At 60.3% G+C, this 26,116-nt stretch carries 21 protein-coding genes; 9 read left to right on the plus strand and 12 right to left on the minus strand.

The window, feature by feature from the left end; genetic code table 11:
• Positions 1–84: 84 nt before the first annotated feature.
• Genes FHT87_RS24360 through FHT87_RS24375 form a run of 4 tightly spaced genes read right to left on the minus strand, consistent with a single transcriptional unit; the run spans position 85 to position 5,223 of the window.
• Positions 85–633 (minus strand): sarcosine oxidase subunit gamma, encoded by a 549-nt coding sequence (locus tag FHT87_RS24360; protein WP_183805281.1) that lies wholly within the window; start codon positions 631–633, stop codon positions 85–87.
• Positions 626–3,619, minus strand: coding sequence for a sarcosine oxidase subunit alpha (locus tag FHT87_RS24365; protein ID WP_183805283.1), 2,994 nt, complete (start codon positions 3,617–3,619; stop codon positions 626–628). The genes FHT87_RS24360 and FHT87_RS24365 overlap by 8 nt, the downstream gene beginning before the upstream one ends.
• Positions 3,616–3,957 carry a sarcosine oxidase subunit delta gene (locus tag FHT87_RS24370; protein ID WP_183735305.1) on the minus strand — a complete coding sequence of 114 codons (342 nt, stop codon included), beginning with the start codon at positions 3,955–3,957 and terminating at the stop codon, positions 3,616–3,618. Before FHT87_RS24370 ends, FHT87_RS24365 begins: the two co-directional genes overlap by 4 nt.
• Positions 3,958–3,969: 12 nt before the next feature.
• Positions 3,970–5,223, minus strand: coding sequence for a sarcosine oxidase subunit beta family protein (locus FHT87_RS24375; RefSeq protein ID WP_183805285.1), 1,254 nt, complete (start codon positions 5,221–5,223; stop codon positions 3,970–3,972).
• Positions 5,224–5,463: 240 nt separating this feature from the next.
• Between FHT87_RS24375 and FHT87_RS24380 the strand changes: the two genes are divergently transcribed.
• Positions 5,464–6,642: a FecR domain-containing protein gene (locus FHT87_RS24380; protein ID WP_183805287.1), complete on the plus strand. Its 1,179-nt coding sequence runs from the start codon at positions 5,464–5,466 to the stop codon at positions 6,640–6,642.
• Between the two features lie 4 nt (positions 6,643–6,646).
• Here FHT87_RS24380 and FHT87_RS24385 read toward each other — a convergent pair whose 3' ends face one another.
• Positions 6,647–8,818, minus strand: coding sequence for an adenylate/guanylate cyclase domain-containing protein (locus tag FHT87_RS24385; RefSeq protein ID WP_183805289.1), 2,172 nt, complete (start codon positions 8,816–8,818; stop codon positions 6,647–6,649).
• A 286-nt stretch (positions 8,819–9,104) separates the two neighbouring features.
• Between FHT87_RS24385 and FHT87_RS24390 the strand changes: the two genes are divergently transcribed.
• The 6 genes from FHT87_RS24390 (at position 9,105) to FHT87_RS24415 (ending at position 15,632) form a co-directional block, all read left to right on the plus strand.
• Positions 9,105–10,733, plus strand: coding sequence for an adenylate/guanylate cyclase domain-containing protein (locus tag FHT87_RS24390; RefSeq protein ID WP_183805291.1), 1,629 nt, complete (start codon positions 9,105–9,107; stop codon positions 10,731–10,733).
• A 179-nt stretch (positions 10,734–10,912) separates the two neighbouring features.
• Positions 10,913–11,128: a 30S ribosomal protein S21 gene (rpsU, locus tag FHT87_RS24395; protein ID WP_003542939.1), complete on the plus strand. Its 216-nt coding sequence runs from the start codon at positions 10,913–10,915 to the stop codon at positions 11,126–11,128.
• Between the two features lie 139 nt (positions 11,129–11,267).
• Complete coding sequence (locus FHT87_RS24400; RefSeq protein WP_183735310.1) at positions 11,268–12,134, plus strand: tetratricopeptide repeat protein; 867 nt, start codon at positions 11,268–11,270, stop codon at positions 12,132–12,134.
• Positions 12,135–12,158: 24 nt separating this feature from the next.
• The gene (locus tag FHT87_RS24405) at positions 12,159–13,232 is read left to right on the plus strand and encodes an FAD-dependent oxidoreductase (protein WP_183735467.1); all 1,074 of its coding nucleotides are present in this window, start codon (positions 12,159–12,161) and stop codon (positions 13,230–13,232) included.
• Between the two features lie 211 nt (positions 13,233–13,443).
• Entirely contained in the window at positions 13,444–15,087 is a 1,644-nt protein-coding gene (locus tag FHT87_RS24410) for a sensor histidine kinase (protein WP_183735311.1), read from the plus strand.
• Positions 15,088–15,149: 62 nt separating this feature from the next.
• Positions 15,150–15,632 (plus strand): DUF992 domain-containing protein, encoded by a 483-nt coding sequence (locus tag FHT87_RS24415; RefSeq protein ID WP_183735312.1) that lies wholly within the window; start codon positions 15,150–15,152, stop codon positions 15,630–15,632.
• A gap of 148 nt (positions 15,633–15,780) precedes the next feature.
• Here the strand turns inward: FHT87_RS24415 and FHT87_RS24420 are convergent, their stop codons facing one another.
• From FHT87_RS24420 to FHT87_RS24445, 6 genes are all read right to left on the minus strand, one after another.
• Positions 15,781–17,175: an NAD(P)(+) transhydrogenase (Re/Si-specific) subunit beta gene (locus FHT87_RS24420; protein WP_183735313.1), complete on the minus strand. Its 1,395-nt coding sequence runs from the start codon at positions 17,173–17,175 to the stop codon at positions 15,781–15,783.
• Positions 17,176–17,182: 7 nt separating this feature from the next.
• Complete coding sequence (locus FHT87_RS24425) at positions 17,183–17,581, minus strand: proton-translocating transhydrogenase family protein (RefSeq protein WP_007817406.1); 399 nt, start codon at positions 17,579–17,581, stop codon at positions 17,183–17,185.
• The gene (locus FHT87_RS24430) at positions 17,581–18,729 is read right to left on the minus strand and encodes a Re/Si-specific NAD(P)(+) transhydrogenase subunit alpha (RefSeq protein WP_183735314.1); all 1,149 of its coding nucleotides are present in this window, start codon (positions 18,727–18,729) and stop codon (positions 17,581–17,583) included. Before FHT87_RS24430 ends, FHT87_RS24425 begins: the two co-directional genes overlap by 1 nt.
• Before the next feature lie 107 nt (positions 18,730–18,836).
• Positions 18,837–19,061, minus strand: a complete 225-nt coding sequence (locus FHT87_RS24435; RefSeq protein ID WP_183735315.1) for an aa3-type cytochrome c oxidase subunit IV — start codon at positions 19,059–19,061, stop codon at positions 18,837–18,839.
• 267 nt (positions 19,062–19,328) lie between these two features.
• On the minus strand, positions 19,329–20,081 hold the full coding sequence (locus FHT87_RS24440; RefSeq protein ID WP_183735316.1) for a hypothetical protein: 753 nt from the start codon (positions 20,079–20,081) through the stop codon (positions 19,329–19,331).
• Between the two features lie 145 nt (positions 20,082–20,226).
• Positions 20,227–22,533, minus strand: coding sequence for an EAL domain-containing protein (locus FHT87_RS24445; protein WP_183735317.1), 2,307 nt, complete (start codon positions 22,531–22,533; stop codon positions 20,227–20,229).
• A gap of 317 nt (positions 22,534–22,850) precedes the next feature.
• Here FHT87_RS24445 and FHT87_RS24450 point away from each other — a divergent pair, with 317 nt between their 5' ends.
• Both FHT87_RS24450 and FHT87_RS24455 read left to right on the plus strand, forming a co-directional pair.
• A complete protein-coding gene (locus FHT87_RS24450; RefSeq protein WP_183735319.1) occupies positions 22,851–23,390 on the plus strand; it encodes a TRAP transporter small permease subunit in 540 nt (179 codons plus the stop codon).
• A 22-nt stretch (positions 23,391–23,412) separates the two neighbouring features.
• A complete protein-coding gene (locus FHT87_RS24455; protein WP_183735320.1) occupies positions 23,413–24,909 on the plus strand; it encodes a TRAP transporter large permease subunit in 1,497 nt (498 codons plus the stop codon).
• 80 nt (positions 24,910–24,989) lie between these two features.
• On the opposite strand, the gene FHT87_RS24460 is transcribed toward FHT87_RS24455, so the two are convergent.
• Complete coding sequence (locus tag FHT87_RS24460) at positions 24,990–26,096, minus strand: TRAP transporter substrate-binding protein (RefSeq protein WP_183735321.1); 1,107 nt, start codon at positions 26,094–26,096, stop codon at positions 24,990–24,992.
• Positions 26,097–26,116 lie beyond the last annotated feature (20 nt).

Raw genomic sequence — 26,116 nt, forward strand, 5'->3', positions numbered from 1 at the left:
ACAGTGTGAGCGGTTGCGTGTTCGGAATTGCGTAAAACAAAGACCTAAAGCGTGGCCAGCGAATCTGAAAGATCGCGACACGCTTTAATGTCCTGCGTCCTCAGCACCTTCGGCCAGCAGCCCGAAAACATAATCCGAAAACGACCGCCAGCACTCCACCCGGAACGTATCGTCCTCGGTTCGAAAGAGCACGACCTCGGCCTTGCCGAAGATCGTCCGCGAGCAAGCGCCCACCGGAAAGACTTCGAGCGAGAGGTCCTGCGGGCAACCAACGGAAAGGGTTACCACTGCGCCAGGTCCCGAGACGATGAAACCGACATTGCGATGGGACACATCAACTGCCGAATGAAGAGCGCCGGCATCAGCGAGAAGTGCAGGCAGGTCCGAGCCGTCCTCATCGATGACGAGCCATTCATCCGGCCCCAGCCAAAGCACCGAGCGCCCCGCAGCGCGACCAGACGTCTTGGGTACAGTCGGCAAAGCGACTCCCAAAGCGGAGGAGAGTGCCGATACGGATTCAGCCGGCGCGCGCAGCGAAAGACGGCTGGCGACTGGCGCCACCGTCACGCGCACCGTGGCCGAACCGGCAAGAAGACCGGAAAGCGCCGGTTTGCGAATTGTGACCTCAGCCATGGATACGGCCTCCTTCCTTGTCAAAGAACACCAGATCCGTCACCTCGACCGGAATTGTCCGATCCGGCATAGGCACATAGAGCGTCTCGCCCATGAGGTTGCGCCCACCTTCAACCAATGCAAAGGCGATCGAGCGGCCGCAATTTTCCGACCAGTAGGCCGAGGTCACATGACCGAGCATCGTCATCGGCTTCGGCTGGTTCGGGTTGGCAACGATCTGCGCCCCCTCTTCGAGCACCAGCTTCTCATCCTTGGTGGCAAGACCAACGAGCTGCTTGCGACCTTCCTTCACAAGGTCCGGGCGCTTCAGGCCGCGGATACCGACGAAGTCCGCCTTCTTCTTGGAAACAGCCCAGGAAAGCCCCGCATCGTCGGGCGTCACGGTGCCATCCGTATCCTGGCCGACAATGATGTAGCCCTTTTCGGCGCGCAGCACATGCATGGTCTCCGTGCCGTAGACGCAGGCGCCGAGCGGCTCGGCATTGGCCCACACGGCCTCCAGCACCGACTGGCCGTAGTCGGCGGGCACGTTGATTTCGAAACCCGTCTCGCCGGTGAAGGAGACACGGAAGAGACGCGCCGGAACGCCGGCTACCTTGCATTCCGCAACGCTCATATGCGGGAAGGCTTCGTTGGAAATATCGAGACCCTCGACCAGCGGCGCTACGATGTCGCGCGCCTTCGGCCCCTGCACGGCGATCACGGCCCATTGCTCGGTCACCGAGGTCAGCCATACCTTCAGATGCGGGAATTCCGTCTGCAGGTAGTCTTCCATATGGTTGAGAACACGCGGCGCCCCGCCGGTCGTGGTCGTCACATGGAAGCGATCCTCGGAGAGACGACCGACGACGCCGTCGTCATAAACGAAACCATCCTCGCGCAGCATGATGCCGTAGCGGCATTTACCTGGTTTCAGCGTATCCCAGGCATTCGTGTACATGAGATTCATGAATTCGGCGGCATCCGGCCCGACGACCTCGATCTTGCCGAGGGTAGAAGCGTCGAAGATACCGGCGGCCTCGCGTGCCGTCCGGCATTCGCGGGCAACGGCCTGATGCATCGTTTCGCCGGCACGAGGATAAAACCAGGCGCGCTTCCAGTTGCCGACATCTTCGAAGATCGCGCCCTTGGCCTCTTCCCAGGCGTGCAGGGGCGTCTTGCGCGTCGGGTCAAACAGCGGCCCACGCGAATGCGAGATCAACGCACCATAAGTCACCGGCGTATAGGGCGCGCGGAAGGTGGTGAGACCGACCTGCGGAATATCCTTGCCGAGTGTTTCGGCAGCGATCGCCAGGCCATGCATGTTGGACAGCTTGCCCTGATCGGACGCCATGCCGTTCGTCGTGAAGCGCTTGATATGCTCGATCGAATGCATGCCCTCGCGCACAGCAAGGCGGATATCCTTGGCACAGACATCGTGCTGGAAATCGATGAAGGCCTTGGCATTCGTGTCCGGCCCGGCACCTTCGGCCGCACCGATCATGCCACCCGTCCAGTTGAAGGCCTGCTCGACCGAAATCCCGATCTTGCTGCCCGCCTGTCTGCCAACGGCCTGCGCCATCAGTTCACCGGCGGCAAGCGATTCCTCGACGGTTTGCTGCAGGCCGTCCGTCCCGTTGCATGCGCCGACGGAAAGGCAGTCCTGTGCGTAGGTGCCGGGCAGGAAACGCTGCGTCTCCGCATCGAAGGCAACCTTGCCCCGCGACTGCGAGAAGAGGTGTACGGAGGGTGTCCAGCCGGCGCAGACGAGCAGCGCATCGACGGCGATCTTGCGTGGCGAACCACCGCCGTTGCGCGCCACCGTCATAGAGGAGATGCGCAAAGCGCCCGATGTGTTGACGACCGACTGGCCGGTCAGCACATCGATACCGAGCGCACGAGCCTCAGTGAGTACCGCCGCACCTGGCGCTTGCCTGATATCAACGATCGCTGCAATCGAAACACCTGCGCGCTTCAGGTCGAAAGCAGCCTCGTAAGCCGAGTCATGCGCGGTATAGATGCCGACCTTCTGGCCAACCGCAACGCCATAATGATTGAGATACATGCGGCCAGCCGAGGCGAGCATGATGCCCGGCCGGTCGTTATTCGGAAATACCATGTGGCGCTCGATCGCCCCGGTCGCAAGCACAACGCGCTTGGCGCGGACCTGCCACAGCCGTTCGCGCGGCAGATCGCGGGTGGGAAGAGCAATATGGTCCGTGACCCGTTCGACGAGGCCGACGAAATTGTGGTTGTAGTAGCCGAAGGCTGTCGTGCGGGTCAGGACCTGCACATTCTCCATGGCCTTCAGCCGCGCAAGGGTCTTCTGTACCCAGGCGTAGCCGTCGAGCCCATCCACCTTGACGCCAACATCGAAACGCAACGCGCCGCCGGCTTCCGCCTGTTCGTCGCAAAGGATGACTTTGGCGCCGGCTTCTGCAGCGGCAAGTGCTGCCGAAAGCCCGGCAATACCGGCTCCGGCGACCAGCACGTCGCAATGAGCGTAGCGGCTGGCGTAATGGTCAGGATCGCCCTCTGTGGGTGCGACGCCAAGGCCGGCAGCGCGGCGGATCATCGGCTCGTATACGCGTTTCCACGCAGCCCGCGGCCACATGAAGGTCTTGTAGTAGAAGCCCGCTGCGAAGAAGGGCGAGAACAGGTTATTGATCGCACCAATATCGAAGGAAAGCGACGGCCAGCGATTCTGCGACTTCACGATCATGCCGTCGAAGACTTCCTGCACGGTTGCCCTGACGTTCGGCTGCTTGCGGGCGCTGTCGCGGGCGACATCGATCAGTGCATTCGGCTCCTCGGCGCCGGCCGAAAGAATGCCGCGCGGGCGATGATATTTGAACGACCGGGCGACAAGGTGCACACCATGGGCAATCAAGGCTGAGGCAACAGTATCGCCTTCGAGCGCCGTATAGCTGTTACCGTCGAAGGTGAAACGCGCGGTCCTGGCGGGCGTCAGTCGGCCCTTGCCGGCAATACGGTTGGCGCCGCTCATTGGGCCTCTCCTTCAACAGCTTCATAGGTCTCGACCGGCGCATGCGGCTCGGCCGCAGTCCCGATGTCAGGCTTCGGTTCACCGGCCTTGTAGGTCATGATGAACTTGTCGCTGACAGTATCGCGCGCCGCGTTGAAGAAGCGCCCGCAGCCATGCATGTGCCGCCAGCGTTCGAAAATCAGGCCTTTCGGATTATCGCGCAGGAAGAAATACTCCTCGAACGCTTCATCCGAAATCGAAGCGATATTGGTCGGCCGAGCGATATGGGCGTCACCGGCTCCACGGAACTCGAGCTCGGAGCGCTCCTCCTGACAGTAAGGGCAATAGATCAGCAGCATGTCGTCCTCCTGTCAGTGCGCCACGGCGGCAGCTGCCGCCTCGTCGATCAGCCGGCCGGAGCGGAAACGCTCCAGCGTCAGCCCGGCATTGAACTTGTGCGGCTCGTCGAGGGCGATCAGGTGGGCGAAAAGATTGGCCGAACCAGGCGTCGCCTTGAAGCCGCCGGTACCCCAGCCGCAATTTACGTAAAGCCCCGGAACGGGCGTCTTCGACTGGATGGCCGAACGATCCGGCGTATTGTCGACGATACCGCCCCATTGGCGCATCATCTTCACGCGGCGGAACATCGGGAAAAGTTCGCAGATTGCGTCCAGCGTATGCGTGATAATCTGCAGGCCGCCGGTCTGGGAGTAGGAATTATACTGATCCGTGCCGGCGCCGATGACGAGCTCGCCCTTGTCGGACTGCGAGATATAGGCATGCACCGTGTTCGACATCACGACGCAGGGGAAGATCGGCTTCAGCGGCTCGGAAACCAAGGCCTGCAGCGGGCTCGATTGCAGCGGCACGCGCACGTCCGCCATCTTCATGACCGTTGTCGTGTGGCCGGCGGCCGAAACGCCGACCTTCTTTGCGCCGATGAAGCCCCTGTTGGTCTCGACGCCGGTCACGCGTCCGTCCGGGCCGCGGCGGATGCCGGTGACTTCGCAATTCTGGATGATGTGGACACCACGGTCGGACGCCGCACGCGCATAACCCCAGGCAACAGCATCGTGACGCGCCGTACCACCGCGACGCTGCAGGGCTGCACCGTTGATCGGATAGCGCGCTGTCGCCGAAATATCGAGCGGCGGGCAATAGGCCTTGGCCTGCTCCGGCGTCAGCCATTCATTGTCGATACCGTAAAGCCGATTGGCATGGATATGCCGCTTGAAGCTCTGCATGTCGTGCACATTGTGCGACAGCATCATGACGCCACGCGGCGAATACATGACATTGTAGTTGAGCTCCTGCGACAGCCCTTCCCAGAGCTTCATCGAGTGCTCGTAAATGTGCATGCTCTCTTCATAGAGATAGTTGGAGCGAATGATGGTGGTGTTGCGGCCGGTATTGCCGCCGCCGAGCCAGCCCTTTTCCAAGACCGCCACATTGGTGATGCCATGCTCTTTGGCGAGATAGTAGGCCGCGCCCAGCCCGTGGCCGCCGCCGCCGATGATGATGATGTCATATTCGGGTCGCGGCTCCGGCGAGGTCCACTGTTTTTCCCAGCCCCTGTGCCCGCGCAGAGCCTCCCGCGCTACGGCAAAAACCGAATATTTCCGCATCCGCCATCATCTCCTTCAGGCAAAAGCTGTTCGTCGTGGCCATACAAATCGCAAATCGAATTGCGGCACAACGGTTCTTTTGCGACGTGAAAGAGCTTTTGTTTTGACACGACGATAGCTGCACCGCCTCCATTTGTGGCCGTCTCCCTTCGCAGATGCGGCATAGCCCTTTTCTCACCCAACAGGGCAGGCAGAAGCGGCCGACTGCAAATGCTAATGTTCCGATATGTGGAGTGTCACATGTTGGGTTTGCGTAGCATAGGGATCGCGGGCTTCTGCCTCACGCTGTTGAGCGCATGGCCTGCGCTTGCCGCCGAGCCTGTCGGCCAGGCAACCCTCATCAGAACCGAAGTGAGCGGACAGGCCGGTCCGATCATCGTCAATGACGAGGTCCATCGCAACGAGCGTATCCGCACCTCCCAATCCGGGCTCGGCCAGTTCGTCTTCCGCGACGGCACCAAGCTTGCCGTCGGGTGGGGCTCGTCCGTTGTCATCGACAAATATGTTTACGACGATTCCGACTCTGTCAAACGCCTCTCCATCAAGGCGGCTAAAGGCACGTTTCGCTGGGTCAGCGGCAATTCGAAATCCTCGGCTTACCAGATCCAGACGCCGGCCGGCACGATCGGCGTGCGCGGCACCGCTTTCGATTTCTATGTCGGCCCTGACGGTACGACTGCCGTGGTGCTGCTGAACGGTGCGGCCAGCTTCTGCGGCCCGGGCGGCTGCCGGCAATTGCAGCAGCGTTGCGATTGCGTCATTGCGCGGCCGAACGGCAACATGACGGATGCGCAACCCGTCAACCGCGCCGTGCTGCAGCGACTGGGTAACCAGCGCGCCCTTCCCTTCCTTTCCGGCAATCAGAGTCTATCAGGCGGCCTTGGCCTGCTTGGCGGCTGCCGGATGGCCTCGGTTGAGCCCGAGCGTAAAGACCGGCTTCGCCAGGAACCCCGGCCGCGGGATCCGGATCCCCCACCCTCGCAGCAACCGCAGAAGCAGGATGATCCGCCGAAGCAGCGGCCGGAAAAACCGCATCACGATAAGCCGCATCATGACAAGCCTCATCATGACAGACCCCACCATGACAAACCAAGGGACGGCTGGCACGACAAACACGACAAGCATGGCTGGAAGGATAAGGACGATAGAGACGATCACGGAAGGCCGGACCGGCACGACGGGTTCAATCGTGCGGACAGACATGGCGCGTCTGACAGGCCAGGCCGTACGGAAAGGGCAGATAACCACCAGGACCAGCCGAGCAGACAGGAAAGAGGCGGCAGCGAAAACCAGACCGCCGGCAACGACCAGAGCATGGGAAGAGATCGGGATCGCGACCACCGTGGCCATGACCGGAATCACGGCTGGGGCGGAAACGGGAGCAGGGACCGGAACGGTGGCTGGAATCGCAATCGCTGACTGACTATTCGACGGCCTGGTTTTCCGGCAGATCGATTTCCTCCCGGAAATGATCGTTCCTGCCCGATATCCGCTCGTAGAATTCGGTGAGACCGGGCAAGACCTGTACGCCGGCGAGCTTTGCCGCACCGATCAGCTTGCGGCTGTTCCTTGAGCGCACACGCAAGGCGCTCATCACGTCTTCATGGACGAGATGCAGGGCACCGAATTCCGGCGAGGTGGCGACCTTCTCGTCGCCGATCACGGCAAAGATCTGCGTTCGGCTGCTCTTTCCCTTGAGCGGAATGGCTCCCGCCTCCAAGAGCGCCGCACCGCTCTGCGCCCGCGCCGTGCTGTCGGAGATCAGGATGTCGAAACCGACGTCCTTGCAGCAGGATTCGATGCGCGCCGCGACATTCACGGCGTCACCAACCGCCGAATAGTTGAAGCGCGTCTTTGCGCCCATATTGCCGACACAGGCAAGGCCGGTATGGATGCCGATACCGATCCTGACCTGCCTAGCGTTGCCGAAACCGAAAGCATCGCGAGCGTTCAGCTCGGCGAGGGTCTCGCGCATGGCAAGTGCCGCCCGCAGCGCTTTTGCCCCATGATCCGAAACATCGACCGGTGCATTCCAGAACGCCATGATGGAATCACCGATGAATTTATCGAGCGTTCCCTCGTTCCCCACGACATGACGGCTCAGTGCATCGAGCAGCGTATTAAGGAACTGGACGACGGCGATCGGCGTCAGCTTTTCACTGATCTCCGTGAAATTGCGTACATCGACGAACATCATGGTGAGCTCACGCTCGTCTCCGCCGAGCTTCAACGCGTCAGGCGTGTGCTCGATCCGGTGCAGCAGCGAAGGCGAGAGATAGTGGCCGAAAGCGCGCCGTACTTCCCGCCGCTCCCTGTCGATGACGAGGATGCGGAACGATGTTGCCGCAAAATGCGTGATGGAGCCGCTGACGATCGGCGCCAGCGGATCGAAGAGCAGACCGGCGTAGAGAAAGCAGAACCACGACGCAACAAGCGCCATCGCGGTGATCGCCAGGCCGCAGACCAAAGCCACAGCCGGGCTGACGAAGGTCGTGACAAGAACGAGCAGGAAACCGACCACGGCAATGGAGAGGATCTCCAGCCCGTCGGCCCAGTCCGGCCGTGACAGGTAGCGGCCCGAGAGGATCTGCTCGACCGTCTGTGCCTGCAGCGAAACACCGGGCACATTTTCTCCGAGCGCGGTGGTGCGGATATCCTGCAGCCCGACCGCCGAGGTGCCGATGAAGATGATGCTGCCTTCGATCTGAGCAGCAACATCAGGGGCCGCTCCGCCGGCAGCAAGGACCTTTCGGGCCGAGATATAACGTTCCGCCCGGTTCGGCGTCACATAAAGCCAGATCTCTCCGGCAGCCGTCAGCGGGACGATGAAATCACCGATTTTCGCCGAGGTGATGATCCCTGCCCTGTCTGGCGCGCCGGCCAGTACATAGGTCGAAGCACCCTGCGCTACCCGCAACGCTTCGATCGCAAGATTGGGATAAAACTGCTCGCCATCGCTGAGGAACAACGGCACTGCACGAACCACCGATGACGGGCTGCCGGGATTGAGACTGACATGGCCAAGCCCCGCGGCATTCGCCTCCAGCCTCGGCCGGAGCGGCGTGGAAGCGTTAAGATGCGGAGGTGCGGCTAGCGGACTTTCGCCGGTAAAGGCAAAGCCGGCTTTTACCGGCGGCTTGTAATTACCCTCGTTGGAAAGCCCGAAGCCGAGAACGACAGGCTTTCCTTCGATCGATTGCGCGAATATCTCGTCATTGTCGGGCAATTGCGCCGCAAGCGATGGATCGACGCCCTCCACCTCCTGGATGACATTGCGCGGCGACATTCGGTCGGGCTCGGCGAAGATGACGTCGAAGGCGATGGCCGCCGCTCCCATGTCGGAGAGACGCTCGACCAGCGTTGCCAGCCTGTCGCGCGGCCAGGGCCACTGGCCGAACTCCCGCAGGGAAGCCTCGTCGATATCGACCACTCGGACCGGCATCGCTGCGAAGCTGCGCGGCACAAGGCGCTGATACTCATCGAAGGTGACGTCGCGGATCTGCTTCAGCACCGGCGGATCGCTTGCCCGGAACATCGTAAGCGCGGCCACGATGATCAGGCCGATCAGCACACCGATCTGCTGCAAGCGCGTCATGTTTTGCCCGACCTCCCCGCCGCAGGCAGGCTACGCCTGTTCGACGTCAAAGACCATTCGCTCATGCGCACAAGCTGAAAAACAAACGGACGGCAATGCAGAATCCGCCCATCGCACCGGCCCAGTATTTTCGCCGAGATGTAACGGCAACACAGCGTGGAATTACTTCCAGATTTGGTCCTCGCTTTCGGCCCGACCTTCAAGCGTCGGCCTTGCCGAGCACGCGACGAAATGTTTCTGTGTCTCAGGGGATTTAATAATGCGATTGATGTCGAGGGGATGAGCCATGGCAGATCCGCAAGGAGAGACCACGGCAAGAACTGCCGAAGATTCGGCTTTCACCGCGCGCAGAAGCGGCTACTGGCTGGTCGTCGTCGTGCTGGCGATGCTGGCCGGACTGCCGCTTGCTGTCTGGCTCGATATCAGCGATCTCTCCGAAAGCGCTCTGCGCCGGCAGGCGCGGGACATGAGTTCGCTCGTCACAAGTATCCGCTCCTATTATTCGGCCAATGTCGTCGGCCGGGTGCTTGCTGCCCATCAGGCAGGTGACGTCAGCGGCACCGTCGTCTCCCACAACTATGCCAATATTCCAGGCGCCATTCCGCTGCCGGCGACGCTTTCGCTGGAACTCGGCGACGTCATCAGGGAGCAGCAGGCCAATATTACCTATCGGTTCCTCTCGGATCTCCCCTTCAAGAACCGTGCGCCTCACGATCTCGATAGTTTCGAAAAGGCGTCGCTCACGGCTCTGCGCACCAATTCCGGCCAGACGCTGACGGATCTCACCCGCGTCGGATTTACCGATACGCTGCGGCTCATCACACCTGTCGTCATGGGTCAGGCCTGTGTGGCCTGCCACAATATCCATCCCGAAAGCCCGAAGAAAGACTGGAAGGTGGGCGATGTGCGCGGCATCCAGGAAGTCATCATCCGTCAGCCCTATGCGAGCAATATTCTCGCCTTCAAATATCTGCTCTGCTACTTCCTCTTCGTCGCCATCATCGGCATCAGCTTCATCGTCCTGCAGCGTCAGCAGACGCGCGTCATCCACAGCGCCAACCGCGACCTTGAAGCCGCAAACGAATTCCTCGCCAGCGTTTCTCTCAAGATTTCCCGTTACCTGCCGCCGCAGATCTACAAGAGCATCTTCAGCGGCCAGAAGGATGTGGTCGTCCACACCGAGCGCAAGCGCCTGACGATCTTCTTCTCCGACATCAAGGATTTCACCGCGACGACAGAGCGCCTGCAGCCGGAAGCACTGACGGAGATGCTGAACGAATATCTGACCGAAATGTCCGCCATCGCACTCAACCATGGCGGCACGGTGGACAAGTTCATCGGCGATGCGATGCTGGTGTTCTTCGGCGATCCCGAGACCAAGGGGCCGGAGGAAGACGCCAAGGCATGCCTGCGCATGGCGGTGGACATGCAGCGCCGGCTCGGTGAACTGAAGGACAGATGGCGCAGAAACGGCACCGAGGAGCCCTTCGTGGTACGCATGGGGATCAACAGCGGTTACTGCAACGTCGGCAATTTCGGCAGCAACGACCGCATGGACTATACGATCATCGGCGCCGAAGCGAACCTCGCCGCCCGCCTTCAATCGATTGCTCAGGGCGGCGAAATCGTCATCAGCTACGAAACCTATGCGCTGGTGAAGGATATCGTTGACGCCCATCCCCTGCCGCCGATCACCATGAAGGGGATCCAGCGGGAGATCGTACCTTACGCCGTGGACGGGCTGATGCTCGGCACCGATCACAAGAGCCGCGTTCTGAGCGAACATCTGGCCGGCCTGGACCTGCATCTGGACATGGCTCGGCTTGAGCCCGCCGACCGTTCCCGCGTGATAGCCGCGCTGAAGGAAGCGATCGCCGCGCTCGACGAAACCAAGCCCGAGACGGCCCGCTTCTAGCGCCCCGTAATCATGGCCGGCATTTTTCCGCCCATTCGCACATGCCGTCTGGACTTCACTCCCTCGATCTGCTATCCCGCTTCACCAATCGCAAGGCTGCGGCCGCGCGAACGTTATATTTTTGCCCCAGGCGCTGCGCCGCCTTCCGGCATCAACCAAACCAAAGGAACGTGATTCTCGTGCAGGTACTTGTCCGCGATAACAATGTTGACCAGGCTCTCCGCGCTCTCAAGAAGAAGATGCAGCGCGAAGGCATTTTTCGCGAAATGAAGATGCGCGACTACTACGAGAAGCCGTCGCAGAAGCGTGCTCGCGAAAAGGCCGAGGCTGTTCGTCGCGTTCGCAAGCTGGCCCGCAAGCGCGCGCAGCGCGAAGGTCTGGTTGCAGCACGCTGAGGCGGTGCCGTCGTTTTTTCGACGTTTTCAGGTGCATGTGTGGCGGGGGCGATGAGTTTCGCCGCCGCCTTTTTTAATTTGCTGCTGAAGATTGCATATCCGCCTTGCCGGATATGATGCATGGGGAAAGCGAGCCCGAATGGCTATAATAACCTTCAACCCGTCCCGCTCGTTGCGTTCGCAGAAATCGGTCGTATTTGCCTCTCTGGCTCTTATCGCCGCACTTGGCCTTGCCGGTTGCGAAACGACCAACACGTCTGATGCTGTGATCCGCATCGACAAGGCGCAGGGCTCGCAGGAAAACATCGCGTCGCTGACGGCCGTCATCAATGCCAATCCGCGCGATCCGGAAGGCTATAATGTCCGCGGTTCCGCCTATGGTCGCGCCGGAGAGTTCCGCAAGGCGCTCGACGACTTCAATACGGCGCTGCAGATCAACCCGCGCTTCTTCCAGGCCTATGCCAACCGCGCGCTGGTCTACCGCAACATGGGTCAGCAGGCGCAGGCGATCGGCGATTACAATGCCGCGCTGCAGATCAATCAGAGCTATGACGTCGCCTATATCGGCCGCGGCAATGTCTACCGCATGGCCGGCCAGGACGATCAGGCCTTCAACGATTTCTCGAGAGCGATCCAGCTCGGCACGACGGATGGCCGTGCCTACCACAACCGTGGCCTGATCTATCAGAAGCGCAATCAGCAGGATAAGGCGATCGACGACTTCTCGAAGGCGATCTCGCTCTCGCCGAACTCGCCCGAGCCCTATAATGGCCGCGGCATTTCCTATATCGCGCTGAACGACGACGACAACGCCTTCGCTGATTTCAACCACGCGATCGAGCTGAATGGCAACCTCGCCGAATCCTGGGCAAACCAGGCTCTTGTCTACGAGCGCCGCGGCGAGAAGGATAAGGCAATCCGTTCCTACCGCCACGCTGTCGGCCTCGATCCGAAGTACCAGCCAGCCCGGGACGGCCTTGCCCGCGTCGGCGGCACGGCCGGCTAGCAGAAACAGGAAAAGGTGATGACGATGACAGCGAAACCGCATGTGATCGTCGTCGGCGCCGGCATCATTGGCGCCTCCATCGCCTGGCATCTCACACGCAAGGGTGCAGCAGTCACCATCATCAGCGAAGAACTCGGCGGTGTGGCGACACCTTGCTCCTTTGCCTGGATCAATGCGAGCTGGGGCAATCCTGAATTCTATTTCCATTTCCGCCGCAGGGCGATGGCCGAATGGAAGCGGCTGACGCGGGAACTGCCCGGCCTGCCGCTTACCTGGTGCGGCGGCCTCTGCTGGGATATACCGCCGGCCGATCTCGAAACCTATGCCGATGAGCATGGCCGTTGGGGCTACGGTATCACCCGGCTGAACCGGGAAGAAAGCGCGCTGCTCGAACCCGGCCTCGGCGAATATCCGGATTTCGCCCTCTATATCGCAGAAGAAGGTGCGGTGGAGCCTGTTGCCGCCGCACGTTTGATGCTTGCTGATGCTGAGGCGCATGGTGCGACATTCGTTCATGCCACGGTCAACGGTCTGCTTCAGAGTGGTGGACGAGTCATCGGGGTCGTCACGTCGGAAGGCATGCGCGAAGCCGATCATGTCGTGCTGGCCGCAGGCGCAGGCGCAGTTCCGGTCGCTGCCTCGGCGGGAATAACATTGCCGCTCTCCACGCCGGCCGGCCTGATCGTGCACTCCCGTCCTGTCTCGAAACGCTTGAACGGCCTCGTCATGACACCGCGTCTGCATATGCGCCAGACAGCGGAAGGCCGTATCATCGCCGGCACGGATTTCGGTGGCGGCGCTCCCTGCGAAGACCATCAGGCAAGCGCTGCGGAACTCTTCGCACACGTGAAGGCGACGATCATAGACAATGGCGATTTGAAGCTCGATTTCTTCACTATCGGCTATCGCCCGACACCGGCTGATGGTTTTCCCATCATCGGAAATGCCGGCCTGCCGGGTCTCTACGCCGCGGTGATGCACTCCGGTGTCACACTTGCCCCGCTTGCGGGCCTGCTGGCAGCCGAAGAGCTTCTGTCAGGCAAGAGTGACGAAAGCCTCATGCCTTTCCGGTTGCAGCGCTTCGCCGAAGCAGGATAGTCGACAATAAAATTGACGATTTTACACCTGACTATTTTAGTAGGTTGCAACCAAATGCCCTGCCCCCTAACATGACCGTGCTTTGATAGCGGGCTATTGGGCGGTACGAATGTAAGGGGCGTTTGCGAGCGATGCGGATTCTTGCTTTCGTGACAGCAGGCGAAACCGTGCTTCCGCAGCATCCAGCCCCGACAGACCAGGGGCGGCATCGATGAAGTTTGCCGTACGTCTTTTCCCGAAAGCTGCGATCGGAACATATCTCGTCGCCATGGCCGTGGCGATTGCGCTACCGATCTTCGCCTTCGTTGCCCTTCTTCTCATGCAGTTGGAAGATAATCAGCGGTCCACACTCAAGCGCGAAACCGCACAGGATGCGCTGGCGCTGTCGCGAACCATCGACCGCCAGCTTCAGGATATGGCGACGACTTTGCGGCTGCTGTCCTCCTCGCCGGAGCTGGAGGGCGGCGACTATGAGTCTTTCTACAATCGTACAGAAACGGCGCTGCGCGGCGATACGCTCTATGTGATCGCCGTCGACAGGGCCGGGCAGCAATTTCTCAATACCCGTCGCGCCTTCGGCACGCCGCTCGGAAAGACGACGAACATCGCGGCTTTCGAAGCCGCGATGAAGTCCGGCCGGATCGAAGCCTCCGACGTCTTCGTGGGTGCAACGAGCGGCACGTGGGTCTATAACGTCACCCTACCGCGTGACGAGGATCCTGTCGCCGCATTGATCATCACCCAGAATGCCAACGACCTCGCAAAACTCGTCACGACCGAAGGTCTTGCCTCCGGCTGGTCGGCAGCGGTGATCGATCAGGGTGGTCATGTCGTAGCGAGCCGCGGCCCCGCTAATCTGCAGCCCGGCGAAGCCTTCGACCCACGCATTCTGCCCTCGCTCGTCGCTTCCAGCGGCGTTTTCGAAGACAGCGATATCCTCCCGCACGCCATGCTGGGCTATGCGCAGATTCCCGGCTGGTCCTGGAAGACGGTGGTATGGGGACCGATCGCTACTGCGCAGGCACCAATACTCAGCACCTGGCGCTTCCTGCTGATCGGCGGCCTCGTGCTGCTGCTCGTCGCCGTGCTTGCCGCCTATGCCGTTGCCCGACAAGTCCGTTCCACGATCCGTGAAATTGCCGACATGGCGAACCGGCTCGGCGAAGGCCATATCGTCTCGCCGGTCGAAACCAGCGTTATCGAGGCCAACCAGGTAGCGATTGCGCTTTCCAATGCCTCTTTCGACCGCAGCCAGAGCGAGGACCGGCTGCGCTTCGTCATGCATGAACTGGTCCATCGTACCAAGAACCTGCTGACGCTCGTTCTCGCCATGATGCGTCAACTCTCCAAACAGGCCGACAGCGTCGAGACATTCCGGCTGGCCGTCGCCCATCGCCTTGAAGGGCTCGTGCGCTCGATCGAGCTTCTGACAGGCGAACAGTGGTCCGGCGTCTCGCTGCATCGCGTCATCGATATTCATCTTCAGGCTTTTCCGCAGGCCCGTGAGCAGGTGAAAATCGAGGGTACGGATTTTATCCTCAAGCCCGATGCCGTTCAGAACCTCGGCCTAGCACTGCATGAACTTGCTACCAACTCAGTAAAATACGGAGCGCTGTCCGTGCCTCAAGGCCGTGTGCGTTTCGAATGGCAGCCGGCAGAGGACGACATGCTGCGTTTCACCTGGACTGAAAGCGGCGGTCCGCCGGTCAAACCGCCGGCGCGCACTGGCTTCGGCACCACCGTCATCAAGGCGCATGCCGCCGCCGCTTTCCGGGGCAAGGTCGATATTGACTTCCGCCCGGAAGGTCTCGTCTGGATCCTCACCGCCCAGCGTGGGATGATGGAGCGCGAGTAGCGCAACCGGAACAATCACTGCAACCGTCCGTTTCGAACAGGTCATTCAAAAGGAGAAGGACCATGTTCAAGCAAACCATGATTGCGGCTGCAGTCGTCTCGGCTGCAGCCTGGGCCGGGTCTGCCACAGCTGCCGACTATATGTCGCTTGGCCGGCTCGTCTGCGGATCGGATGGCGGCCAGGGGCTGATCGTCACGTCTGAGAAGAACCTGATCTGCACCTATACGCCAGCTTCCGGTGGCCCGAAGGCGGTCTATGCCGGCAAGATCGAAAAATTCGGCATCGATATCGGCCAGACCGGCAAGAGCGTGATGATCTGGCAGGTGCTTGCCAAGACCGGCACCAATGTTCCCGATTTCGCGCTGGCAGGAGAATATTACGGCATTGGCGCCGATGCCAGCCTCGGTGCCGGTGGAGGTGCCAAGGTCATTGCCGGCGGCACCAACAAGGCCTTCATGCTGCAGCCGCTGAACCTGCAGGCCCAGGAAGGTCTCAATCTCGCCGTCGGTGTCGAGAAGATGACACTGGTGCCGGGCGAAATCTGATCGCTCCCGGCGGCAAATGAAAAGCCCGCCGAAGCGGGCTTTTCGATGAGAGCAATTCCAGCGGAAATGCGCAGCGGCTTTGCGTCGGGAACTGTGTAAGAACAAGGCGATAGAGCATTTTCGGGATTCGAGGAAAAACGAAAACGCGCTAATGAGCGATCGCCTTGTTGATCTCTTCCGTCACCTTCTTGGCATCGCCGAGCAGCATCATCGTGCCGTCCTTGTAGAACAGCGTGTTGTCGATGCCGGCGTAGCCCGAGCCGAGCGAGCGCTTGACGAACAGGCAGGTCTTGGCCTTATCGACGTCGAGGATCGGCATGCCGTAGATCGGCGAGGTCTTGTCGTCGCGCGCCGCCGGGTTGGTGACGTCGTTGGCGCCGATGACATAGGCGACATCGGCCTGGGCAAATTCCGAGTTGATGTCCTCAAGCTCGAAGACTTCGTCATAAGGCACATTGGCCTCGGCAAGCAGCACGTTCATATGGCCGGGCATGCGGCCGGCGACCGGATGAATCGCGTACTTCACCTCCACGCCGTTCTTCTTGAGATTATCGGCGAGTTCGCGCAGCGCATGCTGTGCCTGCGCCACCGCCATGCCGTAACCAGGCACGATGATGACTTTCGAGGCATTCGCCATCAGGTAGGCCGCATCTTCGGCCGAGCCGAGCTTAACGGTCTTGTCCGAGTTATCCGCCGCACCACCCGACGTCTCGCCGCCGAAACCGCCGAGGATGACGGAGATGAAGGAGCGGTTCATACCCTTGCACATGATATAAGACAGGATCGCACCCGAGGAGCCGACCAGCGCGCCGGTGACGATGAGCGCCAGATTGCCGAGCGTGAAGCCGATGCCGGCGGCGGCCCAGCCCGAATAGGAATTCAGCATCGACACGACGACTGGCATGTCGGCGCCGCCGATCGGCACGATCAGAAGCACGCCGAGCGCCAGCGACAGAGCCACGACCGCCCAGAAGTCGAAATGGCTTTCCGTCACCGCCAGCCCGATGATGAAGAGCACGATCAGGGCAAGCAGGGTGATGTTGATCAGATGCCGGAAGGGCAGCAGGATCGGCTTGCCGGACATGCGCCCGTCGAGCTTAAGAAAAGCGATGATGGAGCCGGTGAAGGTCAGCGCACCGATCGCCACGCCGAGCGCCATTTCGATGCGTGCTTCGGTGTGGATCTGACCGATCTCGCCGATTCCGAAGGCATCAGGCGTATAGAGCGCCGATGCGGCGACCAGAACCGCGGCAAGGCCGACCAGCGAATGGAAGCCGGCCACGAGCTGCGGCATCGAGGTCATGGCGATGGTGCGGGCGATATAGGCGCCCGCACTGCCGCCGATGGCAAGACCGAGGATGATGAGCACGAAGCCGCCGAAATCCGGTGTTGCCAGCACCAGCGTGGTGAGGATCGCAATCCCCATGCCGATCATGCCATAGAGATTGCCCTTGCGGCTGGTGGCCGGATGCGAGAGCCCGCGCAGCGCCAGGATGAAGAGCACGCCGGAAACGAGATAGAGGAAGGCTGCAAGATTGGTCATCGGCGCCTCACTTGTCCTTCTTGCGGTACATTGCCAGCATGCGCTGTGTGACGAGGAAGCCGCCGAAGATATTCACCGAGACGAGTACGAGGGCCACGAAACCGAAGCCGGTCGCAAGGCCGCTGGTCGAAATGCCGACCGCAAGCAGCGCACCGACGACGATGACCGAGGAGATCGCATTGGTCACGGCCATCAGCGGCGTATGCAGCGCCGGCGTCACCGACCAGACGACGTAGTAGCCAACGAAGATCGACAGCACGAAGATCGCGAACTGGAAGACGAAGGGATCGATCGCCCCGCCGGTTGCGGCACTTGCCGCCTCAGGTGCCTGGGCAGCAGCGGTGATAACCGCGGTGACGGCCTGGTCGAGCTGTTCCAGCGCCTTGTCCATTGCTTCACTGGCCATCAGTTATCCCCCTTCTTGGCGCCGCCGAATGCCGGATGCACGACATCCCCCGCATAGGTCAGCATCGTCGCCTTGATGAGCTCGTCTTCGAGGTTGAGCACGACCGATTTCGTTTCCTTGTTCACCATCGTCTCCAGGAAGGTGACAAGGTTCTTGGCATAAAGCGCGGAGGCACTGGCGGCCACACGGCCCGCCATGTTCGAGAAGCCGACTACCTTCACGCCTTCGACATCGGCGACCTCACCCGCGACCACGCCTTCGATATTGCCGCCACGCTCGACCGCGAGATCGACAGCCACCGCACCCGGCTTCATCGAAGCCAGCATGGCGCGCGACACCAGCCGCGGCGCCGGACGGCCGGGGATGAGTGCGGTCGTGATGACGATGTCCTGCTTGGCGATATGCTCGGCTACGAGTGCCGCCTGCTTGGCCTGGTATTCGGTGGACATTTCCTTGGCATAGCCGCCGGCCGTTTCCGCCGCCTTGAACTCTTCGTCCTCGACGGCGATGAACTTGGCGCCGAGCGAGGCGACCTGTTCCTTGGCCGCGGGGCGGACATCTGTCGCCGAGACGGCGGCGCCAAGACGGCGCGCCGTCGCGATCGCCTGCAGACCGGCAACGCCCGCACCCATGACGAAAACCTTGGCGGCGGGAACCGTACCTGCCGCCGTCATCATCATCGGCAGGGCTCGGTCATAAACGACGGCGGCTTCGATGACGGCCTGATAGCCGGCAAGATTGGCCTGGGATGACAGCACGTCCATCGACTGCGCGCGGGTAATGCGCGGCATCAGTTCCATGGAGAAGGTGGAAAGACCCGATCGAGCCATCGCGGCAACCGCCTCGTCATTGCCATAGGGATCCATGATGGCGATGACGACGGCACCGGCTTTGTAGCCGGCAATTTCGCTTTCGCTCGGCCGGCGGACCTTGAGGATGACATCGGCGGACGCTGCATCCGCGAATGTGCCGATTGCAGCACCGACGGCCTCGAACTCGCTGTCCGGAATGCGGGAAAGCGTTCCGGCGCCTGATTCAACGATAATATCGAAGCCGAACGACCTCATCTTTTTCACGGTTTCGACAGACGCGGCAACGCGCGTCTCATCATCAGTGATTTCCTTTGCTACGAAAATGATATTCGCCAACTGCCCCCTCCTCCGGGTCAGCTGGACCGTCGCAGGCTGCTTGCCTGCGCGGGCCAAGCATCTACATCACAAAGTTCGGAAAAACCTTGTCTTCCCGCAGGCCGCGCTTAGCGGAGCAGGAAGATGCCGGCGACGAGAATGATGAGGAAGACGAGGATGCCGCCGAGGAAGCCGGCGCCGCCGAAGAAACCTGCAGCCATGGCAAGCATCAGGGCAATTAGAATCATCGTGCCGTATTTCGTGCCGGCAATGAACATGTCGTAGGTCTTTTCATGTTCCTTGTAGTCCATCGGCGCGCCGGTCTCGACCGGTCCGGTATGATGTTCGGCCATGAATATCGTCTCCCTGAAATGCCTTAACGCTGCCTGATTCCCTTGCCCCAGCAAGGCAAACCCCTACCCGCAGGGATTACACAATGACGGGCGAAAGCGCAATGCATGAGAATGCCGCAGGAACGCCTCACCGCGACATCATCCGAACGAAAAGACGACCTCAACGGCCGGATGAAAGGAGGTCCGACGACAGATGCGGTTTTCGACTGTCGCCCACGCCTCATCTGCCCTGACGGGTATCGTCCCTCTATCGCGAAGAAAGAGAAATCACAGCGGCAGATCGGTACCAAGTTCGCCTGGCGGCACGAAACGCGCCGTCGGAATGATGGTGAGAGGCGGCAGCGTGTCGTTCGGCTTGCGCGAAAACATCATGCGCTGCTCGCTGGCGCTGGAGATGAAGAAGGGGTAACGCGTCAAAAGCTTGCGCCCGACCTCGACCACATTCGTTGCCATCAGCGTCACGTCAACCCCGTAACTCTCCGCCAGTCGGCCGGGCACAATGGTATCGGCATAGAAGACCCGCTTGTAGAAGGCGGCATGCGGGGGCCGGACGGACTGAATAACGCGGTCAGCCCGGAAATACGCTGCCGCAACGATGGCGGGTCTCAGCGTCAGATAAGGAACCCATGGCATGTTGGCGGTGAGTTCCGGATCAGCCGCAAAACGCGCCGGGTCGATCAAGGTCAGCCCCGCGTCCAAAAGCTCATCCATCGCCTCGGGAAAGGCCTCTCCGGACCGACTGATACGATGATCCGGCGTCACATAGTGAATTCGGATCGTACTGACCAGTTCGCCATAATAGTAAAGACCGAAAATATAGGCATGGCTGTCGAAATCGACATCGTCCAATAGGCCTTCCGGGGCAAGCGACAGCGCGCCATGAGCCTTATAGGCCTTATAGCGCAGCCGCTCCACCTCCTCCATGTCTTCGTTGCTTTCGACACGGCGATATTCGACGTGGTCTAGAATTTCCAGGATTTTCCTGCTGAAATCGCCACGCGTAAAAAGTGTGTCTGACATTCTCTCGATCCGCTCGTTAACGGATCATTAATCATACGCCGCCGATATATAGGCAAGAAAATCTGAGAATTTGCGTTAAATTTAAATTATTAAGGTTAACGGCCCGCAAGATTTTCGGCTGGACAACCAGTCACTTGCAGGAGGCTCAGGCGACCTTGGTGCGACGGCGCTGGACGGTGCGGCGGCCGATGATGCCCTCTTGCAGCAGCGTGATGTTCTGGGAGGGCACGGGCGGCGAGAAAACATAGCCCTGCACGAGGTCGGCGCTGCGGTGCTTGTTGAGTAGCGCCAGCTGCTCCTCGGTCTCCACACCCTCGATGACAATTTTGAGGCCGAGTTCGCGGGCGAGATTGACGGTGCCACGCAGAAGCTTGAGGCGGCGGGTATCCTCGACGATGTTGCGCACGAAGGAGCGGTCGATCTTGACGATATCGAGCGGCAGCGTGTCGAGATAGCTGAGGCTGGAGAAGCCGGTGCCGAAATCGTCGATGGCGATGGTGATGCCACGGAACCTGAGTTCCGCCAGGATGGCGCGCACCGCCGCCGGTTCGTCGATCAGGCAGCTTTCGGTTACCTCGAGATGAAGCCGCGCCGCCGCCAGGCCGGATTGGGCAAGCGCATCGGCGACGACTGAAAGGATGTCAGCGTCGCGCAGATCCCGTGCCGAAAGGTTGACCGAGACAGCGATGTGTTCCGGCCAGGTCATGCATTCGCTGCAGGCCTTGAACAGCACGAAACGAGTGATGTCGGAGATGATGCCCATATCCTCGGCGAGCCGGATGAAGACGTCGGGTGGGATCGAGCCCCTTTCCGGATGCACCCAGCGCGCCAAGGCCTCGGCGCATTCGATGCGCGCACCATCAGCCTTGAACATAGGCTGGAAGACGAGGTGCAGCGCATTTGCAGCCACCGCCTCGCGTAAATCCGCCTTCAGCTTCTGCTGCTCGATATAGCGGCCGTCCATCTCGCGCTCGAAACCGGCGATGCCACCCTTTATGCGCGACTTGCTTTCGAATAGCGCAAGGTCAGCCTTGACGCTCCATTCGTCCATGGCGAAGGCATCGCTCTCAAGAACAGCATAACCGGCACTGAGCGAGACGAGGAAGGTTACTTCATCGACTTCATATTGCCCCTGGACGGCGGCATGCAGCTTGCGGATGTCGGCATCCAGCACCTGCTTGTCGCGCGCATGCGGGAAGAAGAGGATGAACTGATCCCCCATCAGGCGGCCAACGATCGCATTGCCAGCCATCTCCTTGACCCGCATGGCGATCGCACACAGCAGATGGTCGCCGGTGACATGGCCCCGCATGTCGTTGACATGCTTGAACTCGTCGATATCGAGGATCATGAAACCGAGAGGGCCACGCTTTTTCGGATGTCTGGTGAGGTACTCCTGCACGCGCTGGCCGAAATATTCGCGATTCGGCAGACCTGTCAGTGCATCGAAGCGCACCATATGCAGGATCTTCTGCTCGGCCTTCACGCGGCTCGAAACGTCTTCGAAAATCAATACGGCGCCGCCATCCGCACGTCGGCTCGCCGAAAATTCCAGCGACAAACCCTCAGGAAAATGGATGAGCGTACGTGACAGACTGCCTTCGGCGACCTGCGTCAGCTGCCGCAGGATCAACTCCGGCTGGGACGCGTCCATGAAGCTGTAGCGCGCGCCATAGCGCAACACTGCGCCGAGATCGCGATCCTTCAGCCGATCCGGTGCGCCGATCTTCAGGAGCTCGCAGGCCTTGCGGTTGATGACCTGGATCCGGTTCTCCGTATCGACCATGACGAGGCCGTGCGGCATGTTGTTGAGCGCCGTATCAAAACGGTCGGCGATGATAGTGATTTCCCGGCGCGCAATGACGTTCTCATAGAGAAACTCGCGTACGCCGTTCGCCATGGCCCGCGTCGTCAGCCAGAAAGGAATGAGGAAGATCGAGAGCACGCCGCGATAGAAATCCAGCGCCAGGAGGCTGCAGACGATCATCGGCAGGCAACAGAAGAGCGTCTGGAGGTCGACCGCGAAGCGCGAGCCGTAGTTGCGGCCGACGACGGAAACCATGGTCGCCATGGTGACGGAAATGCAGGCAAGCTCCGCAAAGGAATCACGCACGACGAAGATGGCATAGCCACTGGCGATGCCGAGGAGCGCGGTGGTGCAGGCTCCACTGGCAACGAGAATCCGCTCCCAACGCTCGATTCCGGCGTGCGGCAGGCTCTGCTTGTCGACACGGTCGAATTGCCGGAAGATGACCATGCGAGCGCCGAAGACCAGAAGGAAGGCGACCGACAGCAGGATGTAGATCGAGTACTGTGTCTTGGCAGCCACGGCAAGGCACGTCGCAACATGCACAATCACGCCAACAAGAAGCGTCATGCGGTTCCCGGAGAGAGAACTCACAAACGACAGATACACATCCTTAGGGACCCTGTTCGGGTTATGTGGCTTCATCCATACTTTCCCTGTGCGCAGGGAATGTAAACCGAACCCTTTAAAAATTGATTTCAAACGGTTCAAACATTTGGTCAATTTTTCTAAAACCATAGGATGAGCTGCATATCCAGCACGCGATATTGCAGCTTTATCGCGAGATTATTGAAAAATATATCCGCGCGAAAGTTGTTGGAATCTCTGACGGCATCACAATCCTTAGCCGCATAAGACTATATTCCAAGGCGGACCATTTATCCTTCCAATTTCAAAAACCCTGGTCTACACCGGTTATAGAGGGAGAACTGCCGAAAACGGCAAACAATAAGGGGAGGCGAATGTCGGTATTTCTGGCCGCCAGTCGACTGATCGACTCGATCAGCGAGTTCATTGGCAAACTGTCCGAATATATGGTTCTGTTCTGCTGCCTGATCAGCGCCGGCAATGCGATGGTGCGCTACGCATTCAACTACAGCTCGAACGGCTGGCTGGAAATCCAGTGGTATCTCTTCGCCTTCGTCGTCCTCCTCGGCGCGTCGCATACCCTTCGTAAGAACGAGCATGTACGCGTCGATCTGATCTATGGCTCCGTCTCCGACAGGGCAAAGATCTGGATCGACATCATCGGCCTGATCGTCTTTCTCATCCCGGCCTGTCTCTTCCTCGCAATTCTCTGCTGGCCCTATTTCCTGCTCGCCTATCAGCAGGGTGAGGTTTCAGCCAATGCCGGCGGCCTCATCCGCTGGCCTGTGAAGCTGATGCTCTTTGCCGGCTTCGCACTCCTGACCCTCCAGGGCATTTCGGAATTGATCAAGAGAATCGCCGCGCTGACCGGCACGATCGAGATCGATACGAAATACGAAAAGCCGCTGCAGTAACTCGGCGCCCGGAGGAACGGATTTGTTTGACTACGGTATCATCCCGCCGGCCATGTTCCTTGGCATGGTCATCTTCATGCTCTACGGCTTCCCCGTCGCCTTTTCGCTCGCCGCAGTCGGCCTTTTCTTCGGCATCATCGGCATTGTGACCGGCCATTTCGGAGAGGTCTTCCTGCAGGCGCTGCCACTGCGCTTCTTCGGCATCGTCTCCAACGATCTGCTGCTGGCGATCCCCTTCTTCACCTTCATGGGTGCGATATTGGAGCGATGCGGACTGGCCGAAGATCTGCTCGAAGGCACTGGCAAACTCTTCGGCGGCATCCCCGGCGGCCTTGCCTATGCCGTCATTCTGGTCGGTGCCGTGCTTGGCGCCATCACCGGCACGGTCGCAGCCTCGGTCATCACCATGGGCGTCATCTCCCTGCCGATCATGCTGCGCTATGGCTACAGCCCGCGGCTTGCAACGGGCGTCATCGCCGCCTCGGGCACGATTACCCAGGTCATTCCGCCTTCGCTGGTGCTGGTGGTGCTTGCCGACCAGCTCGGTCGCTCCGTCGGCGACATGTATCTCGGCGCAATCGGTCCTTCGATCCTGCAGGTGGCGATCTTCGTCGCCTATATCCTGATCCTGTCAATCATCAACCCGAAGGCGATGCCACCGCTGCCCAAGGACGTGCGCGGCGATTTCGACTGGGCGTTGCTGATAAAGGTACTGTGGGGCATGATCCCCTCGATCGTGCTGATCTTCCTTGTGCTCGGCACCATCTTCATGGGCCTCGCCACTCCGACGGAAGCAGGCGCGCTTGGCGTCGTCGGCGCCATGGTGCTTGCCGCCCTGCACAGTCGCCTCACCTGGCCGCTGATCCGCGAAGCCATGAGCACGACCACGCACATCACCTCGATGGTGGTGATGATCCTGATCGGCTCGACCTGCTTCAGCCTCGTCTTCCAGGGCATGGACGGCACACGCTGGATCGAACACATGCTCTTGGGCATCCCCGGCGGACCTGTCGGCTTCCTGATCTTCGTCAACATTTTCATCTTCATCCTCGCCTTTTTCCTCGATTTCTTCGAGATCGCCTTCATCGTCATCCCGATGCTGGCGCCGGTCGCCTCCAGTCTCGGTATCGACCTGATCTGGTTCGGCGTCTTGATCTGCGTGAACATGCAGACGAGCTTCATGCATCCGCCCTTTGGCTTCGCGCTCTTCTACCTGCGCTCCATCGCCAACAGGGATGTCCGCACCAAGGATATCTATCTCGGCGCCCTGCCCTGGGTCGGCATGCAACTCATTCTCGTGGCGATTGTGATCTTCTGGCCGGAATCGGTCACCTATTGGCTGGATCACGGTCCGAAAGTGGACCCGAACTCGATCAAGATCGAAGTACCGGGTTTCGGCGGTCAGCTCGGCCTGCCGTCATTCGGGGCGCCGGGCGGCAGCAATGGCTCGCCGCAGATTCCGGGCTTGACCCTACCGGCCCTGCCGAGCACGCCCCCGCCGATACCCCCCGCGCAGTAAAGCATTTACGCGAAAACGAAAGCCCAGGATTTTCATCCAGGGCTTTCGAGGCCGATATCGCTGAGAAACGGCAGAATGCCTTAGATCTTGCCCGCGCGCTGCTGGATCATCATGAATGTATCGAACGTATATTCCGACAGCTGCATCCAGAGATAGGCGTCTCTCTTGAAAGCAGTCTGATCATCGTAGATTTTCCTGAAATACTGGTTCGTGCCTGAGATTTCGCCGTAGATCCCCATCGCAGCCTGGAAGCAGGCTTCCATGATCTCCTGGCTGAACGGCCTCAGGGTCGCCCCCTCCGCAACAAGCTGCTTCAACGCGCTTGGGTTCTTCATGTCGTATTTCGCCAGCATGTTGGTGTTGGCGAAGGCGCAGGCGTCGTTGAGCGCCGCCTGATAGTGCTTCGGCAGGCTGCTCCATTTATCGAGATTGAAGAAGGCGTGCACCGTCGGGCCACCTTCCCACCAGCCCGGGTAATAATAGTACTTCGCCACCTTGTGGAAGCCGAGCTTCAGGTCGTCATACGGACCGACGAATTCTGCCGCATCAATCGTTCCCTTTTCGAGCGCCGGGTAGATGTCGCCGCCGGCGATCTGCTGCGGGATGACGCCGACCTTCTCCATAACACGGCCGGCGAGACCGGCAATGCGCATCTTGACACCCTTGAGATCATCGAGCGTGTTGATCTCCTTGCGGAACCAGCCGCCCATCTGGGCGCCGGTATTGCCGGCCGGCAGGGCATACATTCCCTGCGTGGCATAGAATTCGTTCATCAGCGTATTGCCGTTGCCCTGGTAAAACCAGGCATTGGTCAGGCGGCTGTTCAGTCCGAACGGAATGGCCGTTCCGATCGCGTAGGTCGGGTCCTTGCCGACGAAATAATAGGACGTGGTGTGGGCTGCCTCAACGGTACCGGCGGCCACCGCATCGACGGCCTGCAGGCCCGGGACGATTTCACCGGCTGCGAAAGGCTGGATCGTGAAATTGCCATCCGTGGCAGCAGAAACATGCTTGGCGATATCTTCGGCGCCGCCATAGATCGTGTCCAGGCTCTTCGGAAACGACGAGGTCATACGCCAGGAAATCTTCGGGTTTTCCTGCGCAACTGCAGGCGCAGCCAATGCAGTTGCGGCAACGGCTCCGGCGCCGGCTGTTCCCGCCTTTTTCATAAATGAACGACGATCCATCAAAAACCTCCCGTATAGAT

The sequence above is a fragment of the Rhizobium sp. BK316 genome, from assembly GCF_014193695.1.
In the GTDB taxonomy this organism is placed as follows: Bacteria; Pseudomonadota; Alphaproteobacteria; order Rhizobiales; family Rhizobiaceae; genus Rhizobium.